The following is a 21,537-nucleotide window of genomic DNA, read 5'->3' on the forward strand; positions in this document are numbered from 1 at the left end:
AGAGAGTACCTGAAAATGATTTCAGGTATTTACATTATGGAGAAGTGCAATGTTAGTTGATGAAGTTATGTCAAAAAATACTGAAGTTGTTACATCCACCGCTAGTGTAAAAGAAGTAGCAAACAGAATGGCTGAGCTTAAAGCGGGTTTAATGCCAATTTACGAAGGCGATAAACTTATAGGAACGGTTACCGACCGGGATTTGGTTATTGAAGCTATTGCTAAAGGAAAAAATCTTGATGATGAGATTGCCTCAATAGCCAGTGAGCCTGTGCTTTATTGTTTTAAAGGCGATGATACTGAAACCGTACTAAATAACATGCGAAAAAATGAAGTTCAGCGCTTAGTTGTACTGGATAATCAAGAGAGTAAACGTCTTGTCGGCATTGTTTCAGTGGCCGATATTGCAAGCCGGTGTGATAGCAATGAAACGGCTAAATCTATTGTAGACTGCTGTAAGCATTACCATTAGTTAGTACCCGTTACACGAGGCCTATTACAGGCCTCCATAATTATCTATGCACTAATACAATCTATTATCCACTACAGGTTTTTAAATACATCTTCGTTTAGCTGTAGGTTTATAACTTTATTTAACTACATACAGAAAACGGGATTTCTCAATAACCTGTAACAAAATCCAGTAAGGAATTTGTGATGGCAAAAGACCACGGTAACCAGATTAAAAACGACGATACATATGAAGAGTTACGCGACCAAGGCTACAGTAAGGAAAAGTCCGCCCGCATAGCCAATGCGCAAAATAATTCAGCCCAACAGCCTTCCAAAAAAGAGGGGAAAAGCCGTAAATATGAAGATCGCACAAAAGACGAACTTTATCAAAGAGCGAAAGAGGTAGGCATCGATGGCCGCTCAACGATGAATAAAGACGAGCTTATTGATGCTCTACGTAATCACTAACAGTGTATGCAGGCTAAGCTGATAAGACCAAGCTGATGAAGCATAGCCGCGTAGTAATAGTGGTTTTTATTAGCTTAGCTTGTTTTATCTGGCATTGCGGGCCATCAAGTGATTTTACGCATGGACACAGGGTAGCAGCTGGGTAGTACCGGCTCGTTCTTCCTTTTTCGCTATACCATAATAAAACATAGCACGGGCGCCGCCGCTTACCTGCTTAACGAGCATGCGTATTAGATACCCCCACCATATAACGGCTGATCACTTTTCGTGGATCCTGGCCCACAGCCTTGCTGAGGGCGCTGCAGTTGTGCCATGCACAACCAAAGAGGCGGTTACCACCAAACTACCCGCTACCCAGGCTATATCGTGTCCACTTTTATCCAGTATCACCATGCTGTAGAAAAGGGCTGAAATACCGATAGGCCCAAAGTGGCCAGCCAATAACGCAAGCTTCCAGTTTTTCCACAGCGGCATAACAGGCGCCAGCAAAAGAATCACCGGAATTCGTCTGAACAAAAGCACCCCTAGGGTAAATATGACCCCGCCCCAGCCAAGCTCCAGCCAGCGTTCGACTGGCAGCATCAAACCAAAGAGGATAAAAATGGGGATGGTGAAAAACAGATTTACCGTTTCTTGAACATTGTCTTCTTTTGCCCGGGCGGCCCCGCCAACTAACTGGCTAAATACCACCCCGGCCACGAAAACAACCACTATACTATCAGTAGCAAAGTATTTGCCTAACCCCAGGGCCAGCATGGTTAACGCCAGGGTCGTCGCTAAAAACGCTTTGTGATCGAGCGTGTTATGACGTTCTGCCCACAATAAACTTTTGCCCACTGCCCAGCCTAAACCAATACCTAACACTACCGCGCCCCCAATAGGCCACAATATGGCGTCCCACAACCAGGTAAGCCAGGGGCTTTCCTGGTTCGGCTTTAACAACAAAATAGGCAAGAAAACCAGCGGATACGCCAGACCGTCATTGGCGGCTGACTCTGTAGACAGTCCATACCGAAAGGCTTCAGGTAGATGCTCGCGGGCCAGCCCGCCAGTGACTATAGAGCTGGCGATTACCGGATCAGTAGGGCAGATAGCGGCTCCGACCAGTAATGCTACAAGAAAAGGTAAACCCAATGCCCAGTGAACCATTAAGCCACTGATAAGAAACATCGCTGGCATACCTATGCCAAGCAAAATAAACAAGGACGTACGATGTTTAAACAGAAAGTCTTTGGGTATCCGCAGGGCAATAGCCATCAAGCTGATACCAAGAGTAAGGCGGGCCCCTTCCTCCAGAATTTTAAAACTATCCCCCCAGTTCGAGGGTAGCAACAGACCGGTACCTAACGGGCCGAGCACAATACCGCTTATGAGTGCCAGTAGCGGGATTGAAAAATACGAGTGGTTAATTCGTCGGGTGAACATGCCCAAACATAAAACCGTAGCGCCGGCGGCTGCCAGTGCAAGATTAAGTTGTTCCATGACTTATTCTCCTAGTTTCATTCCCCGGTAACATACCCCGGATAGCTCACTCGGATAGCTTACTCGGATAGCCCACTCGGATAGCCCACTCGGATAGATCAAACGGCCAAATCATCCCGTGATACCAATAAATAGCTCGTTAGGGTCCCACCGCATGTGGTCTTTATACAGCCTCTCACGCACCATTAACCACGCTAGCGCGCATTTTGCACACCCGTTTGGCTGTGCAAGTACCACACCAGTAGCACGTTACGTACTCCTCTGCCACTACCACCGGGTTTACGCTTATCCTAGGTTAAATAAGAGGTAGCTGATCCGGGTTTTTCGGCTTGCGTATATGGGTGCGTATACTTTTACACCCTTTTCCGGCGACACTACGCAGCACTATGGTGTAACCCGGTGTGCATGTGGTGCGCAGTGTGGTCTAACACCCGAGCTGGCCGGCGTGATGTTAACCCTTTGAACGTACCATCCCATCGGGTAGTTCAGTAAACGGGATAGCCGCCACGGCCTCTACGGTAAATATTCATCGTGGCGTGGGAATTTGATACGTTTATCGTCAGTCTGCGAATAAAGCCATCATTTATCAGACAGTAAGCCGGGCTGCACCTTTATCGTTAACGCTTCACCGTTTAGTATACAAATTGCGTAAATCACAGACTTGCATGCGTTAGTTAATTTAAGCACGCGCCTTAATTATTAAACAAGGATAACGAATGGCAGCACCGCGTAATATTTCGATTCTGGTATTGGCTCTCGTCGCTTCACCGCTTTATGCCGATACCCGCTCATCTGATATCGAGCACATTATTACCACCGGCTCACGCATTTCAGCCAGCCCATCGAACACTGACCTGCTTACCAGTGAAATTGCTGAGCAGGAGATTACTTTTACTGCTGCTTCACACATTCAGGAAATGCTTAATTACATTGCCGGAGCTGGCGTACAGCGCGGTAATGGGCAAGAATATCTGCCGGCACTGCGTTCAGCGGTATTAACCGGCGCCGGCGCATGCGGCGGTATTTTAGCGGCGGAAGACAACATACCTCTACGCGCCGCCGGCTTTTGTAACATCAACGAGCTATTTGAAGCCCACAGCGAAATGGCCGAGCGTATTGAAGTATTAAAAGGCCCGGCTTCGGCGCTGTACGGGTCCAATGCAATTCATGGCGTGATAAATGTTATTACGCCAGACACCACTCAAGATACGCATATGCTGGGGTGGGATTATGGTTCGTTTGGCTACAATCGCCTTAAAGTACGTCAAGGTAAAGATTATGGCGATACTGGTATCGGTATAAACGCCAGCGTAACCCACGACACCGGTTACCGTGACGACGAGGGTGTGGAACAGCAAAAAGTAAACCTGCGCCATCGTATCGAAACCGGTAATCTGCGCGTAATGAGCGGCCTTACTTATACCCATCTTGATCAGGATACCGCTGGCTATATTACTGGTTATCAGGCCTATAAAGATGATGCCGCCGTACACAATAACGAAGATCCCGGGGCTTTTCGTAAAGCTACCGCTTTGCGGCTGTGGAGCCGCTTGGAGTGGCAGCTTGAGGGTAACAATGCGTTGTCGGTTACCCCTTATGTGCGGGACCAGGATATGGAATTCAAAATGCATTTTTTACCCGGTACGCCGATGGAAGAAAACGATCAGCGTGGTGTAGGGGTATTAAGCCAATATCGGTATTATGCTAACGCCAATACCTTTTGGGATATCGGCCTTGACGCTGAATACACTGAAGGTGGGTTACTTCAGTATCAACAGGGCGCGACCCCGGGCTCAGCGTTTTTAACCGAAACCGTACCGGCAGGCAAACATTATGACTACGACGTCAATGCCACAATGTATGCGCCTTTCGTGGCTTTTAACTGGCAGCAAGAGGCGTGGCAGCTGCAAGTAAGTGGTCGGTATGAGCATATGAAATACGATTATACCAATAACATGCTCGCAGGCCGCACCCGGGAGGATGGCAGTGAGTGCGGATTGGGGGGATGTCGCTACTCCCGTCCCCCGTCTGGCGACAATAGCTTTAGCAATATAAGCCCCAAATTAATTGTACAATATACGGTTAACCCCAAAGCTACGTTGTATGCCACTATCGCTCGCGGTTATCGGGCGCCACAGGCTACCGAGCTGTATCGCCTGCAGCGCGATCAAACCGTTGCAGAGCTCGATGCAGTGACCGCCGATAATATTGAGGTCGGGGTTTCAGGACAGGCTGCGGCACTTGCTTATCAGGTATCGTTGTATTCGTTGCGTAAGGATGAAGTTATCTATCGCGACAGTGACTTTTTCAATATCAATAATGGCGAAACCTGGAGCCGTGGATTAGAAGTCTCGATGCAATATGCCTTCAGCAAACAATGGGATATGGCCTTTGCAGGCAGTTATGCGCGGCACACCTACGAGCACGACGAGTTGCTCAACGGTATCAACATCAACGGTAACGATCTTGATACCGCGCCCAAAACACAATTTAATACGCGCCTGGGTTACACATTCGACCAAGATGGCCGGGTGGAATTGGAATGGCAGCATGTGGCCCGTTATTATACTGACCCGGAAAATCTTCACGACTATGAAGGGCATGATCTCTTCAATCTGCGCGCCAGCTATCCAATCGATACCGGGCTCACGGTGTTCGCTCGAATAAACAACCTATTGGATGAGCACTATGCAGAACGGGCTGACTACTCGGCGTTTGGCGGCGACCGCTATTTTCCCGGTCGGCCCCGAAACGTTATGCTTAGCATAACCTACGAATATTGATGCCCCGCAGGTTTGTTGCTACACGGCAGCGGCGGTGCTGAAGGGGGCCTAATTGAACCCCCCTCAGCATCACGTTACCCTACGGGTCCTAATGTACAGATACGATAATCATGACAGAACTGGAACAGGCTATCGGCCATCGGCAAAAAAACCTTAAACTGTTGCTATGCGTAGCGCTGGTAAGCCTTTTACTGCTAATGGCGATGGCCTACAGTACCTATCAAAATTTTGATACGGTATATGCACAAAAGCTGAGTGTGTACCCGGCTACCAGCGCGATTGCCACGTTGCCGAATGTGTTTGGTGTAGTCTGTCTTACTTTGCTGGTGGTCGCGGTGTTGGCTCGGGTCCAACGGGCAAATCAAGCGCTGGCGTTAAAAGCCTATAGTCTGTTGATGAGCCAGGCATTTCAGGCGCGCCAATCGCAGCATAGCAACATAGTAAACCGTTTTTTACATGCTGCCGGCTTACCCTCAGATTACTCTATGAACCGTCTTGCGAAGGTAAAAACCTACCATTTTGTAAGCCATTCATTCGCGATTAGTCGCGTGGTGGCTAAAGATCAGGCTACCTGGATTGCAGTAAGCAGAGCCATCCAGCAATCAGTAAGTGAGCGTTCCTGAACAATGCTGTATGCACATAGGCTTTAGCCCTTCCACGCAAAAAAGGTGAGCAAGTGCTCACCCTCTACTTATTTGCGACAAGCTGTATGTGAAGCCTAATGTAACGACGCTAAATTAAGCCAAGATTAGCCGCGTGAAATTGCAGATGCTCATCAATAAACGACGCAATAAAGAAATAACTGTGATCGTATCCTTCATGCATATTTAAAGTAATCTGAGTATCGGTTTTCTGCGCGTTGCTAATCAATGCCTCTGGTTTGAGCTGCTCAGTTAAAAACTGGTCGGCCCGCCCCTGCTCTACCATTATTGGAATATAATGTTGCTCGCGAGATAACAGTACGGCAGCGTCGTATTCCTGCCAGAGCGAGGTATCGTCACCCAGATATTTACTGAACGCTTGCTGCCCCCATGGGCAGTTTGTGGGGTTAGAGACCGGGCTAAAGGCTGACACCGACACATATTGCTGGGGATTGCGTAATGCAATAACCAGCGCGCCATGACCGCCCATTGAATGCCCGCTGATAGCTCTTTCACCGGTTACCGGAAAAGTGTCTTCAATCAAAGCAGGTAATTCTTTGGTAATGTAATCGTACATTTGATAATGCTTATCCCAGGGCGCCTGGGTGGCATTCAGGTAAAACCCGGCCCCTTTGCCCATATCGTAGCTATCTTCATCCGCCACTTGTTCACCCCGGGGGCTGGTATCCGGGGCTACAATAGCCATTCCAAGCTGCGCCGCCAGCTTCATAGCACCGGCCTTTTGCATGAAATTTTCGTCGGTACAGGTTAACCCAGATAACCAGTAAAGTACCGGTACCGGATTTTCTTTAGTGGCAAACGGCGGTAAAAACACCGCAAATGTCATTTCGCAATTTACGGTGTCAGACTGATGTGTATAGCGGCTATGGGTACCACCAAATGCGCGATTTTCGCTTACTAACTTCACTGATTACCCCTCAAGCGCATCAAAATGCACTACGCTGCGAATGCTTTTGCCTTCGTGCAACAATTCAAAGGCGTGATTGATATCATCCAATCCCATGGTATGGGTAATGAATGTCTTTAATGGAATTTCGCCATTGAGGTACTGTTCCACCATTCCTGGTAGCTCTGAACGGCCTTTAACGCCACCAAAAGCGCTACCACGCCATACACGACCGGTGACCAGTTGGAAAGGTCTGGTCGATATCTCCTGACCAGCGCCCGCTACACCAATAACTACCGATTCTCCCCAGCCCTTATGGCAACATTCGAGCGCGCTACGCATCACATCAGTATTCCCTATACACTCAAAGGAATAATCCACGCCGCCATCGGTTAATTCAACAATAACCTCTTGAATAGGTTTGTCGTACGCCTTTGGGTTGATGACATCTGTCGCGCCAAGTTGCTTAGCCAGATCGAACTTACTTTCATTAATATCTATGGCTATAATTCGACCGGCTTTGGCCATTACCGCACCAATAATAGCGGATAAACCAATACCGCCTAAACCAAAAATAGCTACGGTTGCGCCCTCTTCCACTTTGGCAGTATTTAAAATGGCACCGATCCCGGTAGTTACCCCGCACCCTAATAGGCAAACTTCCTCTAAAGGTGCTTCTTTGTTCACTCTGGCCAGCGAAATTTCAGGTAACACGGTGTATTCGGCAAAAGTAGAGGTTCCCATATAATGGTAAATCGGCTTACCGTCTTTGCTAAAACGAGTAGTACCATCGGGCATCAGGCCCTTGCCCTGGGTTTCGCGGATTTTGCCACACAAGTTAGTTTTACCCGACTTACAGAATTTACACTCACCACATTCAGGGGTGTATAGCGGGATCACATGGTCGCCCGGCGCCACAGAGGTAACGCCTTCGCCTACTGATTCTACGATACCGCCACCTTCATGGCCTAATATCGCTGGAAATACCCCTTCAGGATCATCCCCTGACAAGGTAAATGCATCCGTATGGCACACACCACTGGCTAATACTTTGACCCGGACTTCACCGGCTTTAGGCGGCGCCACTTCAATACTTTCAATAGCTAACGGCTTGCCCGCTTCCCATGCTACCGCGGCCTTACAGGTAATTGATTGACCTTTCATTTTATTCTCCGGTTTCATTGGTTTGGTGATTAACAGTAAAGGGTCTATCGGCTTTTAGTTCAATCTCGTTTACACTACGCCCCAAATATTAGAGGTAAACGCCATGCTTAAAAACCTGGGCCACCATTTACTTGGGTCTCTTTCTGTTATTATCTATTTTGTTAATACGGTATTCTGGACCACGCCGATTTTACTTTTATCAGTGTGCAAATTAATACCCTTTGCGCCCTCTCGCCGGTTTATCACTTATTTGCTAGATGGGTGCGCAACCGCTTGGATCGGTATCAATAACCTAAATCAACGGCTATTGAGTAATACGCAGTGGCAGATTAAAGGATTGGATCAGCTGTCACCTCGCGACTGGTACCTGGTGGTAGCGAACCACCAATCGTGGGTAGATATCTTGGTATTACAGCGTATTTTCAACCGTAAAATCCCTTTTCTGAAGTTTTTCCTGAAGAAAGAATTGATTTGGGTACCGGTATTGGGGCTGGCCTGGTGGGCATTAGATTTTCCTTTCATGCGGCGATATTCAAAGTCGTTTATTGCGAAAAACCCGCATATGAAAGGCAAAGATATGGAAACTACACGGCAAGCTTGTGAAAAATTCAAGTATAAACCCGTGAGTATCATGAATTTTGTTGAAGGTACCCGTTTCACCCAACCCAAACATGCTGCTCAGCAATCTCCATTTACCCACTTATTAAAGCCTCGGGCCGGCGGCATTGCCTTTGTACTATCTGCAATGGGTGACCAGCTGCATAAGCTAATTGATGTCACCATTGTGTATCCTGGCGGCGTTCCTTCGTACTGGGACTTTGTTTGCGGCAGGGTAAAAGAAATTCGGGTGGACGTGATGGTGACACCGATTAAACAGATCGTTGAAGGTGGCTTCTACAGCGACACTTACTTCTCTGATCCTGCGCAACGTGCCCGCTTTCAGATGTGGCTGAACCAGCGCTGGACACAAAAAGATCAATTACTGGCATCAATGAATTCATCGCAAACGCCATTATGAGAACTGCATTAGCCCCCTTAATATTTATTATTCATACTCCCCTGCAAATTGCTAATATGGCAGTGTGGGGCTCATTGATTGTAATATTTGGGTTGGTGAAGTTACTGCTGCCCTTCGCCCGGTTGCAGCGCGCTTTGGCTATTTTGATGCAGGGTTTTTTATTGTGCTTTGGACGCCTTAGCGTAGCGATGATAAAGCTATTTAATCCGGTCAGTATAGAACGGCGCTTTAGTGCCCCAGTATCGCGCCACAGCTGGTATTTAATTATAGCCAACCACCTTAGCTATCTAGATATCATATTACTGATAGAGCTGGCTTATGGCCGTATACCTGCGCCGAAATTTTTTTTGAAACGAGAGCTTATTTGGCTTCCTTTTGTAGGCTTGGCGGCTTGGGCTTTAGATATGCCGTTTATGCGCCGCTATTCACCAGCATTTGTCGCGCGTAATCCGCATCTCAAAGGCAAAGATATCGACACCACCAAGCGGTATTGTCAAAAATTTACACATACGCCAACTACCGTTATTAATTTTGTTGAAGGAACCCGGTTTACCCACGCTAAACATGCTGCTAAGCCCAGCCAATTTAACGCTTTACTGCCCCCCAAAGCAGGCGGTATAGCATTTACCCTGGCGACCATGGGTGATCTTTTTACCAACATACTGGATATCTCACTGCTTTACCCGGATAACCGCGCCCATCCGATGATGGCCATGCTATGCGGCCAGATGCAGCGTATTATTGTTGATGTCAATGTTATTGCGGTTCCCACCGAGGTAAAGGGCGACTATTTTACCGATGCGCAATACCGAGAAGGATTTCAGGCTTGGCTAAACCGGTTATGGAAAAGTAAAGATGACCGTATTTCACAAATTTTGGAGAGCTAATATTGGAACTGACCAACTCCGCGCGAGATTTATTCCACACCTTAGTTGAGAAGATATTCCCAACCGTTCAGCCGGATGACGCGCTGTATAACTTTTTAGCCGCCTCTACCATTATTGTTTCCGCCCTCGTTACCTACATATTGGTTCGGCTGGTAGTGCGGTTTTACGCCGAACGGCTTATTGGCAAAACCAAGAATGGCTGGGACGACGCATTACTTGAGCACGGCTTTTTCCGTCGCCTGGTTCATTTGGCACCCGCCTTAACAGTTTTTTTGCTGACCCCGGTGTTAATTGAAGAAACTGGCCTGTTACATGGCAGCCTGATCAAGCTGTCGTTGTTGTACATGATGTACACCACCCTATTAACTATCTTTGCTTTGCTTTCTACGCTGGAAGATATGTATAACGCCTCCTATCTGGCTAACCGGGCATCAATAACCGGGTTCATTCAGGTGGGTAAACTAATGTTTTCTATTATTGTTTTACTGTTAAGTATTTCAATAGTGATAGACCGCAATCCGCTGATTATCCTCTCTGGTTTAACCGCATTAGCGGCAGTATTGTTGCTCATTTTCAGAGATACAATTTTAGGGTTTGTGGCCGGTATACAAATAGCGGCAAACCGGATGTTTAAAAACGGTGATTGGATTCAGATAACGAAATACGAGGTAGATGGCGAGATTCAGGAGATCGGCCTGACCAACTGTAAAGTGCAGAACTGGGATATGACAATATCCACCCTGCCCACCTACTCATTAACTAATGAGGCGGTAAAAAATTGGCGGGGTATGCAGGAGTCCGGTGGCCGGCGAATTAAGCGAGCCATCTATATTGATATCCATTCGGTACGGCTGTGCGATGATGAAATGTTAGCTCGGTTTGGCAAGATTCGTTATATCTCGGAATATATCGATAAAAAGTTGAACGAGCTACGTGCCTATCATAAAGATTATGACATTGCAGAAGAAGATTTATTAAATAGCCGTAGGTTAACCAATATCGGAACGTTTCGCGCTTATTTAGATGCTTATTTAGGTAAGCATGCAAAAGTTAACCAGTCGCTGACTTACATGGTGCGACAGCTCCCGCCCAATGAGTTAGGCCTGCCGCTGGAGATCTACTGCTTCAGTGTAGAGAAATCCTGGACCAAATATGAGGCCGTACAAGCCGATATATTTGACCATGTGCTGGCAATGCTGGACACCTTCGATTTAAGAGCTTATCAACGCGACAGCCATTTAGGTAATTTCGCTGCGCCAGCCAAAAAACCGGCAGTGGCTGTGCCTGCACAGTTAAGTTCAGCAAGCCAGCCGCAATAATATGCACTGAGCACTAAGCTTATGGGCTATGCTAAGGCGTAGCCCATAAGCAAACAAACCACCAAGCCCGCTACCCCAAAGAAGCCATACTCTATTTTGTGTTGCATGCCCTGTCCATTCGTTGCGCTGGCCATAAACCCCATAATAATACTGGTAACGCCCAGCACAAAAGCTAACAAGCCAATTCCAAACCCTATTGCGCCTAACCATTCACTCATTGTATAGCCTCGTTAAAATGCCTGCACAGTTGCCGGTGGTTTTCGCGAAAGATAACGACAGTCATCTTTCCTGTCTCTTTATTATGCATTATGCCCATTTTATGGGCAAAAAATTTCTCTTGTAACACCTGGTATTATCATTTCGTTAATTCAGCTATTTATTGTGGTTACTGACCATTATGCAGTGTTTATATGGCCAAGTTTCAATTTGATGAATTTTTAAGTAATTGATAAATAACGAAATTTAAATATGGCATAGGCCCTGCTCAGCATTGACTACTTTTTGCTTAATGTTGAAACGGAATCATCATGAAAATGTCTGCTATTGCCCTTGTTCTGCTCACTTCAGTTACTCCTGTTATGGCGCACCAAAATGACAGCTGCGATATTAATCTTCGCGGTGATGTACACTATAACCCTGCGCAAATTACCTTAACTCTGCCTAACCGCGATCAAGTGCAAATTAACCAGGATCATTCGTTATACCTGAATGCACAGCCGATTCACCTGAGTGCCAGCCAACAAGCTAATGTAGCGGGCTATTATGAGGCTATTAATGAGGCGGTACCGATGAGCATGGAGATGGCCGATAAAGGCTTGGCGATGGCTAACGGCGCAGTCACTGAGGTGTTTGCCCACTTGCTGGGTGAAGACGATGAACTGGTTACCGAATTCCAGACGTCGTTTGCTGAAATGCGCCAGTCGCTGGAACAACAGTTTTACACTGATGATGGCAGTATTAAAATTACAGCGAATAATGATGCCAGCGACAACTGGCTTGGCAGCGACTGGGAACAGGAATTTGAACAGCGAATTGAAGATCTGGCAGAGCGCGCTACCGGCAAGCTATTGATGGCGCTGGCAGGGCAGTGGTTTAGCTCGGATGATAATCTTGAATCCTTTGAGCAGCGTATGGAAAACTTCGGAGAAGATCTGGAAAGCCGGATGGAAGCGCAAGCGGAAATGCTGGAACAACAGGCCCATAAACTGTGCCGAATCTTACGCCAGGCTGATGGTTACGAAACTCAGATGCAACGCACTATTGCAGGACTAGACGAACTTAATATACTAGATTTAGAAACCCACAGGTCACATAACAGCGCTAAAATGTAGTGCTTAGCCAAGGTTGTGCTAGGATAGCGTTCTTCCCTTTTATTGCAGGTATAGCATGACGGCAATTACCCTTTGCGGCTGCGGCTGGCTCGGCAAACATATGGCCCGCCGCCGCCCCTCAACAATGTCGATATTGGGCACCACCCGAACCCAAGCCAGCGCAGAACTGTTGCGTGACGCTGATATTCAGCCGGTACGTTTTACACTGGGTGACAATCCCGAAGCCCTGGCCCAACACAGTGCCGCTAATCCGGTTATTTTAAATATTCCGCCCGGCGCCAGGAAACGACCGCTGGATAGGGATTTTGTCAGTAATATGCTGGCCCTTATCGATGCCTTCATGGCGGCCGGTTGTACGCAGCTCATTTTTATCAGCACCACCGCCGTGTATGGCGATAAAGAGGGTCTGGTTAATGAAAAGACACGGGTAGATCCGCTTACAGACTCAGCACACGCTCACGTCAAAATAGAGCAGCACATACTAAATCAGTATCCGGCTATTGCGACGATAGTCAGACTGTCTGGATTAATTGACAGCCACCGGCATCCGGTCAATTTTTTAGCGGGACGTCATTTGGATAAGGGTGAGCAGGTGGTAAACCTGGTGCATGAGCAGGATGTTTGCGCGGGTCTGTTCTCGCTGTTAACGAAACCTCAACCAGGTCGAATTTTTCATTTAAGTGCGTTGGAACATCCCAAACGCGGCGATTATTATCCCTGGTGCGCCCACAAAAAGGGGCTTGAAGCCCCTGTTTTTAATTCTGATTTTACCCGCCGTAGCGCAAGTGGCAAACAGATTGATGCTCAGCGAAGCTGGCACGCGCTAGGCATAACTCCCGTTTATCCCAGCCCGTACGATATGCTTTAGCTAAAACATAGCCGTGAGGCCTGAATACAATGAAAAATCAAAATATTTCAGGCACACGGTATTAATAAAAATGACCAGCAGAATAACCGGTATAAAGGTGCCCAGCGACAAGTTTACATAGCTGGCAAACATGCTTCCCTTGTAATTAGGCGCGCCTTCTTCAAGGGCTTCATTAAGGTTATGCCGCTTCCAGCGGTAAATTACAAACATACAAATTAAAAAACCATTAAGCGGTAATATTGTGTCGTAAAACACATCGTATATTACATCAAAGAAGGACTTATCTGCCCCGGCGTAATGGGTGAACAAAGTAAAGTACTCAACAAAGCCAAAAGACAACGCACAAAAGCCGCCCAGTGTGATCATAATGACCCCTAGAACCACCAGCGCCTTTTTGCGGCTAACCCCTTTCTCATCCATCAGTGCGGCCACCGGAACTTCAAAGATAGAGACCAATGAAGTAATGGCGGCGAAAAATACCAACAGGAAAAACAGGCTGGCCACAATTGATGCGCCGATATAGCCGATACTCGCTTGAAGCGCTAAGAATATTTTTGGCAAAAAGGTGAAAATCATGCCAATAGAAGACTCGCTTAATTCCGCTGGATTAGTTTGTGGATTAAACGAAAATATCGCTGGCAGAATCATTAGCCCGGCGGTAAATGCCACTGCGGTATCCGTAATTGCCACTAGCTTGGCGGAATTGGGTACATCAGCATCTTTAGAAATGTAGCTGCCATAGGTTATCAGAATCCCCATACCCAGCGAAAGCGAGAAAAACGCCTGAGACAATGCACCATTGATAACCGAAGCGGTCAGTTTGCTAAAATCCGGTATCAGATAAAAGCGTACCCCCGCCATTGCATTTTCCTGGGTGAGAACAAAACCCACCAGCAACAGCAGCATCAAAAACAAAGAGGGCATTAATAACTTAGCCGCTTTTTCAATTCCTTCTTTTACCCCACCTTGTAATATCAGGTACACAATGCCTGATACCGCTGCCATGTAAATAAACACCTTAGGCGAGTTAATAAAGTTATTGAACGTTTGTGGGTTTGCCAGCACGTCTAAATCACCGGTAACCGCTTCAAACAAGTAGCCAAAGATCCACACGGTAATCACCAGATAGAAGACGGCAATCATGAACGGGGTTAAAATAGATAACCACCCAGCTAACTTCCACGGCGCCGAATTGCCGCTTAACTGACGATAAGTTCCCAGGGGATCCTTACGCGCGCGCCGTCCAACGGTCATTTCTGCCAGCATAACCGGAAGGCAAATAGCAAAAACAAAAATGGCATACATCAATAAAAAAGCGCCGCCACCATTTTTGGCTGCGCCTACCGGAAACCCTACCAGGTTCCCAATTCCCACTGCAGAACCTGCTGCTGCAAGAATAAATCCGATGCGCGATCCGAACTGTTCTCTGGCCCCGCTCATACGCCGCTTCCCCTCAACTTATTGTTATTTGTTGTGTTTTTATCGGTGACTATTTTTTATTCAAACAACGCTAATTAAATGACCGGGGCCCTTAATGCACTGCTTTGTCACCGTTTGGCAAAATGGTAACAGCAGTGTCATAAAAAGTCTTGAGTTTAAGCGTAACTGGGCTGGTGTTGGGCGTATCACCAACTTACCACTTGATGGTCCCAGTCCAAAAAATACGGGCTTTGTTGACTATCAAGGGTGGTCAGTGCACTTAGCAGGCGCTCGGCGGTGTACTGCGCGGTAAAAAGTTTTTCGGGTTTTACATTATGTTGGAACGGTGCCGATAATCCTGTATCAACGGTGCCAGGATGGTAACACAGTAAGCTGGTTGCTTTGGCGCGCCGAGCGTATTCCACCGCGGCCGTTTTCATTAACATATTGAGCGCTGCCTTAGACGCGCGATAGCCGTACCAGCCTCCCAGGCGATTATCACTGATACTGCCTACCCTCGCGCTCAGGCACACCACTTGGCTGGGCGAAGCGCTCATAATAGAAACCAGATGTTTAAGCCATAATGCAGGAATAATACTGTTCACGGTGAAGTAAGCCTGTAACTGCGCCTGGTTAATATCCTCCAGTCGCTTTTCCGGGGCAAGCGTCACATCACCCACCTCACCATGTAATGTGCCTACTGTACAAATGGCCGTTAGCACCCACTCCCCCCCGGCTTCGCGTGCCTGGCAAAACTGTCTGATAGCCTCTTCATCGGCGGTATCCATGCTGACACTGATCACGTTATCAGGTAATCCCGAAGCATTGCCAGCCTGCCGCGATAGCGCATAGACCGTATCTGCAGGCCGCTGCCGAGCTAACTGGCTTACCAGTGCTTGACCAATGCCACCACTGGCACCAATAACAATTGCAATAGCGGTCATGATTTATCGCCGTTTTTAGACGTTGCCGAGGTGTTTCTGGCGTCACAACCGCGCCTCTGGCCCGTTAGCCAGTATGAGATCCGATAGCGATGCCGGGCAAACAAGGTATAGCCATAATCAGCAATCGGTTTGATTATCGGCCAACGTAAAGGGGCGTACAACCAGCCCTTGCCTACCGCTTTCCAGGCAGCATGGGTAGCATCCAGTCCGGTAAGTAAACTGCCATCTGGCAGTTGAACATGAATACGGTTATTTAAAGCTGCCCATTCCAACTGGCCATAACGCTGGGTAAAGTTATCCTGATGGATATCTTCAAATTGGATAACATGATGTTTGTCACAGCGCTTAAGATGAGACATTTCGGTCCGGCATAGCGGACAATGACCATCGTAAAAAATTATCATTCAAGTAGCCGATTGCTGGTGATAAAAATGCTTATTCTATCTATACGCTAAATAATTAACGCTGGATGACTTGAAGTCCGTTTTGCCCGCACCCACTTTGAGAACATCAACGACAGGAGATTTTTATGGCAAATGTACAAACAGCGACCGTTGGCGGCGGCTGCTTCTGGTGTATCGAATCCGCGTTTAATAAAGTGGAAGGGGTAATTAAAGCCACCTCTGGTTACGCTGGCGGCCACGTCGACAACCCTTCCTACGAAGCCGTGTGTAAAGGCGATACGGGCCATGTCGAAGTCGTGAAGGTAGAATTTGACGCTGATCAAATTAGCTACCGTGAGGTACTGGAGATTCTGTTTGCACTACACGATCCCACGCAAGTGAACCGTCAGGGTAATGATGTCGGCCCTCAATACCGAAGCGCCGTGTTTTACCATAACGAGGATCAACGGGCCGAAGCACAACGCATTATCGAACAAATGCGCGAAGACAATGTTTGGCCAGACCCAATCGTAACTGAAATTACACCTTTGAATAACTACACCGACGCCGAAGCGTACCATCAGGATTATTTTACCAATAATCCGCAAAACCAATATTGCGCGATGGTAGTTGCGCCCAAGTTGGCAAAATTTAAGAAAACTTTTGCCTCGCGACTGCGTAAAGATTAATCGGCCGCCGAAGTACCGGGTTGGCTGGTAAACCAGTCAGCCTGAATCGGGGTGGAAAACAGCAGCGGTGCCATTGCTTCATAGCGTTTACGATTAACCGGGCATTGGATGTTCTTCAGATAGTTTACTTTCCACGGATCGTTAATCATCCAGACCGTGTCGTTAATTACCGTTATACCTTCTATCGAGGCATTGTCCATTCGCTCGGTAGCCTCACAGTTTTCCATATCCGCATCGGCCGGTGCCGTGAAGTCCATTTTTACGCGTTTGGCGGGCTGCTCACCCTCGGTATCGATAACCCAAAGTTCGTTATCGTTGCGCGCTATAGCCAGTAAAAAACCATGTTCATCGGCTGCCCGGGTATAATATTCCAGTGCATTAATGGGGTGTGACCCCTCGGTGAAGTGTGGCAACTTCAGCGCTGGGTTGTAGACTTTGGCAAAGTCGGTAGTTTCCCAAAAACCGTCATGCAGTTTTATTGCGAAGATACGCGCGGCGCCAGCGGCGTCTTTTTCCAAACCTAGATAAAGTATATTATCTTTGCCCAGCGCCATACCTTCGATACCATCATTGGGGAAATCACCTACTTCCAGTTTCAGATCAAACTGAAGCGGTCGCACTCGGCCCATTATTACCGAACCATCTTCGTTACGTTCAAGCCTAACCAACAGAGTCGGGTAGTCAGTTGAGCCGGTCGCTTTATAGCGCTGCTGGCAACGTGCTGATAGCGCCCCGGTGCGAGTGGCATCTTCAGTTACGGTATAAAATATATTCGGATCCAGAGGATCTGCAACTAATGCTTCCAAATCAGGTTCACTGGCGAGGTAGGCTGCAAAACAACTGTTTCTAACCTGACTGCCTAAACGCATTTTTTCGGTTCTGGGTAATAGCTGTGCACTGGTGGGATCAATAATATGTAACTGTCGTTGCTGTGCCGGCTGTGCACTGGCATCAGACAGGGTTACCAACTTACCCTGCCAAGCTGACAAACCGGAAGGCTGCGAATCGACCATTAAACTGCCGTCAGACTCTGTTATCCAGCGTCCATCGACCTGCAAAACATCTGCCGCAGGCGTGGTCTGTACTATGTTTTGCTCATTATCCTTTGAACATCCGGTAAGGCTGGCTGCCAAAACCATCAAGAGTGCGGCATGTCGCTTCATATCATCCTAAATCTTTATCAATCTGCATTGAGACTAAAAATAATATCTCGCACTTTGTGTCTCGAAACAAGTCACGGTCAGCCCTAATATTAAGCGGGTTAGCGTATACTTAAACGTAACTGCATACCCGCTAACGATATGAAGTGCCACACTTTGTTGCACTTATCGCCAGTCAATCATGAGGTTTTACGGCATAATAGCGTACCCTCGACTATCTGACCGGCCAGGTTATCGGTAAAATTAGTCTTTGATGCAACGCTTATGGGCACACGTTAAGAGGAATTGGTTATTTCACAAGAAAACTTACCTACCGTCATTGCGGGCCCGTTACTGCGCCATGTTGATGAAACCAGTGTCACTTTGTGGTTGATAACCTCTGTTAAAGCTGCCCCTACTGTGAGCTTGGGACAGCAAACTCTGGCGTTGCCAGCCCAACAGACTTCAACGATACAGGTGGGCCAGCGGGCCTTTATCCAGCTTATACAGCTTACGCCTTCCCGGCCTTTGGTTACTGATACGCTGTATTACTACGCCCTAACATTCGATGAAGCGGCGGTCCAACAGCAGTGGCAACAGGCCAGACAGGATTTACTGTATGACGGACAAGAGCACTTCAGTTTTCGCTATCAGACACAGTTGTCGAATGTGCTGCATGGCTCCTGTCGCAAACCACATCATCCGGTAGATGATGCCCTACAACGGGTGGACGAGTGTATCGCCGCGGAGTTTAGCCAACAGGCAAAGCGGCCCGACATGCTGATTATGTCTGGCGACCAGGTGTATACCGATGACGTGGCCGGCCCCATGCTACAAGCCATCCAGCAGGTTATCGCGCGCCTCGGATTATTCGATGAACCGCTGTCAGGGGCGGTGGTGGATTATGCCAGCGAGCTTGCCGGGCACGAGCACAATTTTTATGAGCGTAATCAAATATTGCCTCAGGTAGATCTGAACACACCATTATCGAAACTGTTTTTCACCGCCAAACGGAAGCCTGTATTTACCTCGGTGAATGCCCACAACCATTTGATCAGTTTGTCGGAAATCATCGCCATGTACATATTGGTGTGGTCAGACGCATTGTGGGCCGGAATAAGCCTGGATGTCAGCGTGGTACCACAGCGCTATCGCGCACAGTTTAGCGAAGAGCAGCAAGCATTGAGGCCTTTTGTAGCGGGTTTAGCCACCATCCGCCGAGCGCTGGCTCATCTGCCGGTTTATATGATTTTTGATGATCATGATGTAACCGATGACTGGAACCTTACCCGTGGTTGGGAAGAAGAAGTCTATGGGCATCCATTATCCCGGCGCATGGTAGGTAATGCGCTGGTGGCTTACTGGCTATGTCAGGGTTGGGGCAATCAGCCGGCAAAATTTGCAGATATACTTTCGCAAGCGGCGACGGTCTTTACATCCGGCGGTTTACAGCAGCAAGATGCTTTTATCGATACCCTGTTTGATTTTGAACAATGGCATTATACGCTGCACACCAGCCCCCCCATCTGTGTATTGGATACCCGAACCCGACGATGGCGTTCTGAATCGAGTCTGAACAAACCTTCCGGCCTGATGGACTGGGAAGCACTGTGTGAATTTCAACAAGATATTATTGGTCAGCAAGCGGTTATTGTCGTGTCAGCGGCGCCTATTTATGGCGTAAAATTTATTGAAGCCATTCAAAAAGTGTTTACCTTTTTTGGCAAGGCTCTCACGGTGGATGCCGAAAACTGGATGGCTCATCGCGGCACTGCTCACGTCATGCTCAATATCTTTCGGCATTACCGTACGCCGCCGGAATTTATTATTTTATCCGGTGATGTGCACTATTCCTTTGTTTACGATGTGCGCCTTCGTTTTAGGCGCAACAGCCCGCATATTACCCAATTTACCTGTAGCGGGTTGAAAAATACTTTTCCAGATGGACTGTTAACCCAGTTGGAACGTTTCAACCGCTATCTATACGGCCCGGATTCACCGCTTAATATTTTTACCCGGCGCCGCAATATGTCGGTTACCGCTCGACCTGTGAGTAAATCAGACACTGATACGTTGCTGAACCATAGCGCGGTGGGACAGCTTATTATTGACCCGCAATCTGATAAGGTCATTTGCAGAGCTTTGTGTGCGGGCTCAGAAACGATAGAATTCACCGCCAAGCAACAAGACCAACAATAAAAGGGAATAACATGAGTGAACCTGCCCTGTCTATCGGCTTATTTTACGGGTCAACAACCTGTTATACCGAAATGGCAGCAGAAAAAATTCAGGCTCAGCTAAATAGCCTGTTTGATGATCAGGTAGTGAGCCTGCATAACATCAAAGACGAACCGTTAAAACACGCCGAGGATTTCGACATTCTGATTTTCGGTATTTCTACCTGGGATTTTGGTGAACTTCAGGAAGATTGGGAGTCGCATTGGGATGAAGTTTATCAGCTGGCCATGCAAGATAAAATAGTCGCGCTATTTGGGCTGGGTGACCAGCTTGGTTATGCTGACTGGTTTCAGGATGCATTGGGCATGTTACACGATGCCCTCGTCGCAGGTGGTGCTAAAATAGTCGGTTACTGGCCAAACCAAGGGTATGATTTTGCTCACTCTAAAGCGCTTACGGCAGATAAAAGCCAGTTTGTAGGATTAAGCCTGGATGATGAGAACCAGTACGATTTGACCGATGAGCGGGTGGAAACCTGGTGTAACCAATTACTTGAAGAACTGAGCTGACGATGTCCGTGCCTGGCCGGCTGCACCGGGAGTTTTACCGTAATGGGGCTTCACATCGCGATGGCGCAGATGTCAGCTTTCAGGATATACGCAAGTTATTCAATTTTTCAGCAATTACTATCGGCCGTTGGGTAACCGCGGCAGAACAACAGGTAGCGGCAAACCTGTTTTTTGATGCGTTGTATGATCTCATCGATATTTTGCAGGTCAATGAGCAGGTCATTTCGTTAAATGGTAGCTTGGCATTAGCCTTTGGAAGTGGCGGCCAGAAACACAGTAGCGCACACTACAACAGCGCCAGGCGGCAACTGGCGCTGGCAAAAAATGCCGGGGGCGGTGCGTTGGCCCACGAGTGGTTTCATGCGTTTGATCACTATATTGCGGGAAAGGTATTTGCCGGCTTAGAGCATGGCCACTTCGCCTCAAAAGCCTGGCTGGATGATGCAGATAAAATCGAACACCCTCTTAATCAACGTTTGTGTGATTGCTTTAAACTGCTGTTTTTGCAGCCTGATGGCAGCCCCAGTGAGTACTTCCAACGCTCGGTAGAAGCCGACCGGGCGCTGCAAATGTTTTATTACGCGATGCCGCAGGAAATGGCAGCCAGAGCCTTTGAAGCCTGTATCCAGGACCATAAAATAAAGAACGCCTTCCTGGTTCAGGGCACAAAAATGTCGCCTGAGGCTAGACTTGGCATTTATCCTCATGGTAATTTGCGTATTCAGGTTAACCAGCAGTTAACGGTTTACTTTAATCTGCTGGGTAAAGCGCTATCCGGTAAACAGGCCTGAACCGTATCGTAGAGGCGCGCAGCCTGGCCTTTGTGGCCGACAACACGTGTTAAACCGGCGCACACTGGTGATTAAAAAACTATATATTTTTATTACAACCAGTA

General features: G+C 47.7%; 21 protein-coding genes. 13 read left to right on the forward strand and 8 right to left on the reverse strand.

Annotated features, from left to right (window positions below; all coding sequences use genetic code 11):
• Positions 1-49: 49 nt before the first annotated feature.
• Both D0Y50_RS16060 and D0Y50_RS16065 read left to right on the forward strand, forming a co-directional pair.
• On the forward strand, positions 50-472 hold the full coding sequence (locus tag D0Y50_RS16060; protein WP_117317921.1) for a CBS domain-containing protein: 423 nt from the start codon (positions 50-52) through the stop codon (positions 470-472).
• Between the two features lie 185 nt (positions 473-657).
• Positions 658-921 (forward strand): DUF7218 family protein, encoded by a 264-nt coding sequence (locus D0Y50_RS16065; protein ID WP_117317923.1) that lies wholly within the window; start codon positions 658-660, stop codon positions 919-921.
• A gap of 258 nt (positions 922-1,179) precedes the next feature.
• Here D0Y50_RS16065 and D0Y50_RS16070 read toward each other — a convergent pair whose 3' ends face one another.
• Entirely contained in the window at positions 1,180-2,403 is a 1,224-nt protein-coding gene (locus D0Y50_RS16070; RefSeq protein WP_117317925.1) for a cation:proton antiporter domain-containing protein, read from the reverse strand.
• A 716-nt stretch (positions 2,404-3,119) separates the two neighbouring features.
• Here D0Y50_RS16070 and D0Y50_RS16075 point away from each other — a divergent pair.
• Both D0Y50_RS16075 and D0Y50_RS16080 read left to right on the forward strand, forming a co-directional pair.
• Positions 3,120-5,186, forward strand: a complete 2,067-nt coding sequence (locus tag D0Y50_RS16075; RefSeq protein ID WP_117317927.1) for a TonB-dependent receptor — start codon at positions 3,120-3,122, stop codon at positions 5,184-5,186.
• A gap of 110 nt (positions 5,187-5,296) precedes the next feature.
• Positions 5,297-5,809: a hypothetical protein gene (locus tag D0Y50_RS16080; RefSeq protein ID WP_117317929.1), complete on the forward strand. Its 513-nt coding sequence runs from the start codon at positions 5,297-5,299 to the stop codon at positions 5,807-5,809.
• Positions 5,810-5,918: 109 nt separating this feature from the next.
• Here the strand turns inward: D0Y50_RS16080 and fghA are convergent, their stop codons facing one another.
• Together fghA and D0Y50_RS16090 are read right to left on the reverse strand one after the other, a co-directional pair.
• Positions 5,919-6,755, reverse strand: coding sequence for an S-formylglutathione hydrolase (fghA, locus tag D0Y50_RS16085; RefSeq protein WP_117317931.1), 837 nt, complete (start codon positions 6,753-6,755; stop codon positions 5,919-5,921).
• 3 nt (positions 6,756-6,758) lie between these two features.
• Entirely contained in the window at positions 6,759-7,898 is a 1,140-nt protein-coding gene (locus tag D0Y50_RS16090) for an S-(hydroxymethyl)glutathione dehydrogenase/class III alcohol dehydrogenase (protein WP_117317933.1), read from the reverse strand.
• A 103-nt stretch (positions 7,899-8,001) separates the two neighbouring features.
• Here D0Y50_RS16090 and D0Y50_RS16095 point away from each other — a divergent pair, with 103 nt between their 5' ends.
• The 3 genes from D0Y50_RS16095 to D0Y50_RS16105 are packed head-to-tail and all read left to right on the forward strand — an operon-like array spanning position 8,002 to position 11,122.
• Positions 8,002-8,916 carry an acyltransferase gene (locus tag D0Y50_RS16095; protein WP_117317935.1) on the forward strand — a complete coding sequence of 305 codons (915 nt, stop codon included), beginning with the start codon at positions 8,002-8,004 and terminating at the stop codon, positions 8,914-8,916.
• Positions 8,910-9,803, forward strand: coding sequence for an acyltransferase (locus D0Y50_RS16100; protein WP_117318818.1), 894 nt, complete (start codon positions 8,910-8,912; stop codon positions 9,801-9,803). The genes D0Y50_RS16095 and D0Y50_RS16100 overlap by 7 nt, the downstream gene beginning before the upstream one ends.
• Before the next feature lie 2 nt (positions 9,804-9,805).
• The gene (locus D0Y50_RS16105) at positions 9,806-11,122 is read left to right on the forward strand and encodes a mechanosensitive ion channel family protein (protein ID WP_117317937.1); all 1,317 of its coding nucleotides are present in this window, start codon (positions 9,806-9,808) and stop codon (positions 11,120-11,122) included.
• Between the two features lie 26 nt (positions 11,123-11,148).
• On the opposite strand, the gene D0Y50_RS16110 is transcribed toward D0Y50_RS16105, so the two are convergent.
• The gene (locus D0Y50_RS16110) at positions 11,149-11,340 is read right to left on the reverse strand and encodes a hypothetical protein (protein WP_117317939.1); all 192 of its coding nucleotides are present in this window, start codon (positions 11,338-11,340) and stop codon (positions 11,149-11,151) included.
• 309 nt (positions 11,341-11,649) lie between these two features.
• On the opposite strand from D0Y50_RS16110, the gene D0Y50_RS16115 reads away from it, so the two are divergent.
• Together D0Y50_RS16115 and D0Y50_RS16120 are read left to right on the forward strand one after the other, a co-directional pair.
• On the forward strand, positions 11,650-12,453 hold the full coding sequence (locus D0Y50_RS16115; protein WP_117317941.1) for a DUF2884 family protein: 804 nt from the start codon (positions 11,650-11,652) through the stop codon (positions 12,451-12,453).
• Between the two features lie 55 nt (positions 12,454-12,508).
• Entirely contained in the window at positions 12,509-13,321 is an 813-nt protein-coding gene (locus D0Y50_RS16120; RefSeq protein ID WP_117317943.1) for an NAD-dependent epimerase/dehydratase family protein, read from the forward strand.
• On the opposite strand, the gene D0Y50_RS16125 is transcribed toward D0Y50_RS16120, so the two are convergent.
• From D0Y50_RS16125 to D0Y50_RS16135, 3 genes are all read right to left on the reverse strand, one after another.
• The gene (locus tag D0Y50_RS16125; protein ID WP_117317945.1) at positions 13,322-14,761 is read right to left on the reverse strand and encodes a sodium-dependent transporter; all 1,440 of its coding nucleotides are present in this window, start codon (positions 14,759-14,761) and stop codon (positions 13,322-13,324) included.
• Positions 14,762-14,946: 185 nt separating this feature from the next.
• Positions 14,947-15,684, reverse strand: a complete 738-nt coding sequence (locus tag D0Y50_RS16130; RefSeq protein ID WP_117317947.1) for an SDR family NAD(P)-dependent oxidoreductase — start codon at positions 15,682-15,684, stop codon at positions 14,947-14,949.
• On the reverse strand, positions 15,681-16,088 hold the full coding sequence (locus D0Y50_RS16135; RefSeq protein WP_117317949.1) for a thiol-disulfide oxidoreductase DCC family protein: 408 nt from the start codon (positions 16,086-16,088) through the stop codon (positions 15,681-15,683). Before D0Y50_RS16135 ends, D0Y50_RS16130 begins: the two co-directional genes overlap by 4 nt.
• 125 nt (positions 16,089-16,213) lie before the next feature.
• On the opposite strand from D0Y50_RS16135, the gene msrA reads away from it, so the two are divergent.
• The gene (gene msrA, locus D0Y50_RS16140) at positions 16,214-16,756 is read left to right on the forward strand and encodes a peptide-methionine (S)-S-oxide reductase MsrA (protein WP_117317952.1); all 543 of its coding nucleotides are present in this window, start codon (positions 16,214-16,216) and stop codon (positions 16,754-16,756) included.
• Here the strand turns inward: msrA and D0Y50_RS16145 are convergent.
• Positions 16,753-17,919, reverse strand: a complete 1,167-nt coding sequence (locus D0Y50_RS16145; protein ID WP_117317954.1) for a hypothetical protein — start codon at positions 17,917-17,919, stop codon at positions 16,753-16,755. The two genes, msrA and D0Y50_RS16145, sit on opposite strands and share 4 nt — an antisense overlap.
• A gap of 282 nt (positions 17,920-18,201) precedes the next feature.
• On the opposite strand from D0Y50_RS16145, the gene D0Y50_RS16150 reads away from it, so the two are divergent.
• Genes D0Y50_RS16150 through D0Y50_RS16160 form a run of 3 tightly spaced genes read left to right on the forward strand, consistent with a single transcriptional unit; the run spans position 18,202 to position 21,433 of the window.
• Positions 18,202-20,094: a DUF7800 domain-containing protein gene (locus D0Y50_RS16150; RefSeq protein WP_232366288.1), complete on the forward strand. Its 1,893-nt coding sequence runs from the start codon at positions 18,202-18,204 to the stop codon at positions 20,092-20,094.
• Between the two features lie 11 nt (positions 20,095-20,105).
• On the forward strand, positions 20,106-20,642 hold the full coding sequence (gene fldB / locus D0Y50_RS16155; RefSeq protein WP_117317956.1) for a flavodoxin FldB: 537 nt from the start codon (positions 20,106-20,108) through the stop codon (positions 20,640-20,642).
• Positions 20,643-20,644: 2 nt separating this feature from the next.
• The gene (locus D0Y50_RS16160) at positions 20,645-21,433 is read left to right on the forward strand and encodes a CLCA_X family protein (RefSeq protein WP_117317958.1); all 789 of its coding nucleotides are present in this window, start codon (positions 20,645-20,647) and stop codon (positions 21,431-21,433) included.
• Positions 21,434-21,537 lie beyond the last annotated feature (104 nt).

The organism is Salinimonas sediminis (genome assembly GCF_003429285.1).
GTDB lineage: Bacteria > Pseudomonadota > Gammaproteobacteria > Enterobacterales > Alteromonadaceae > Alteromonas > Alteromonas indica.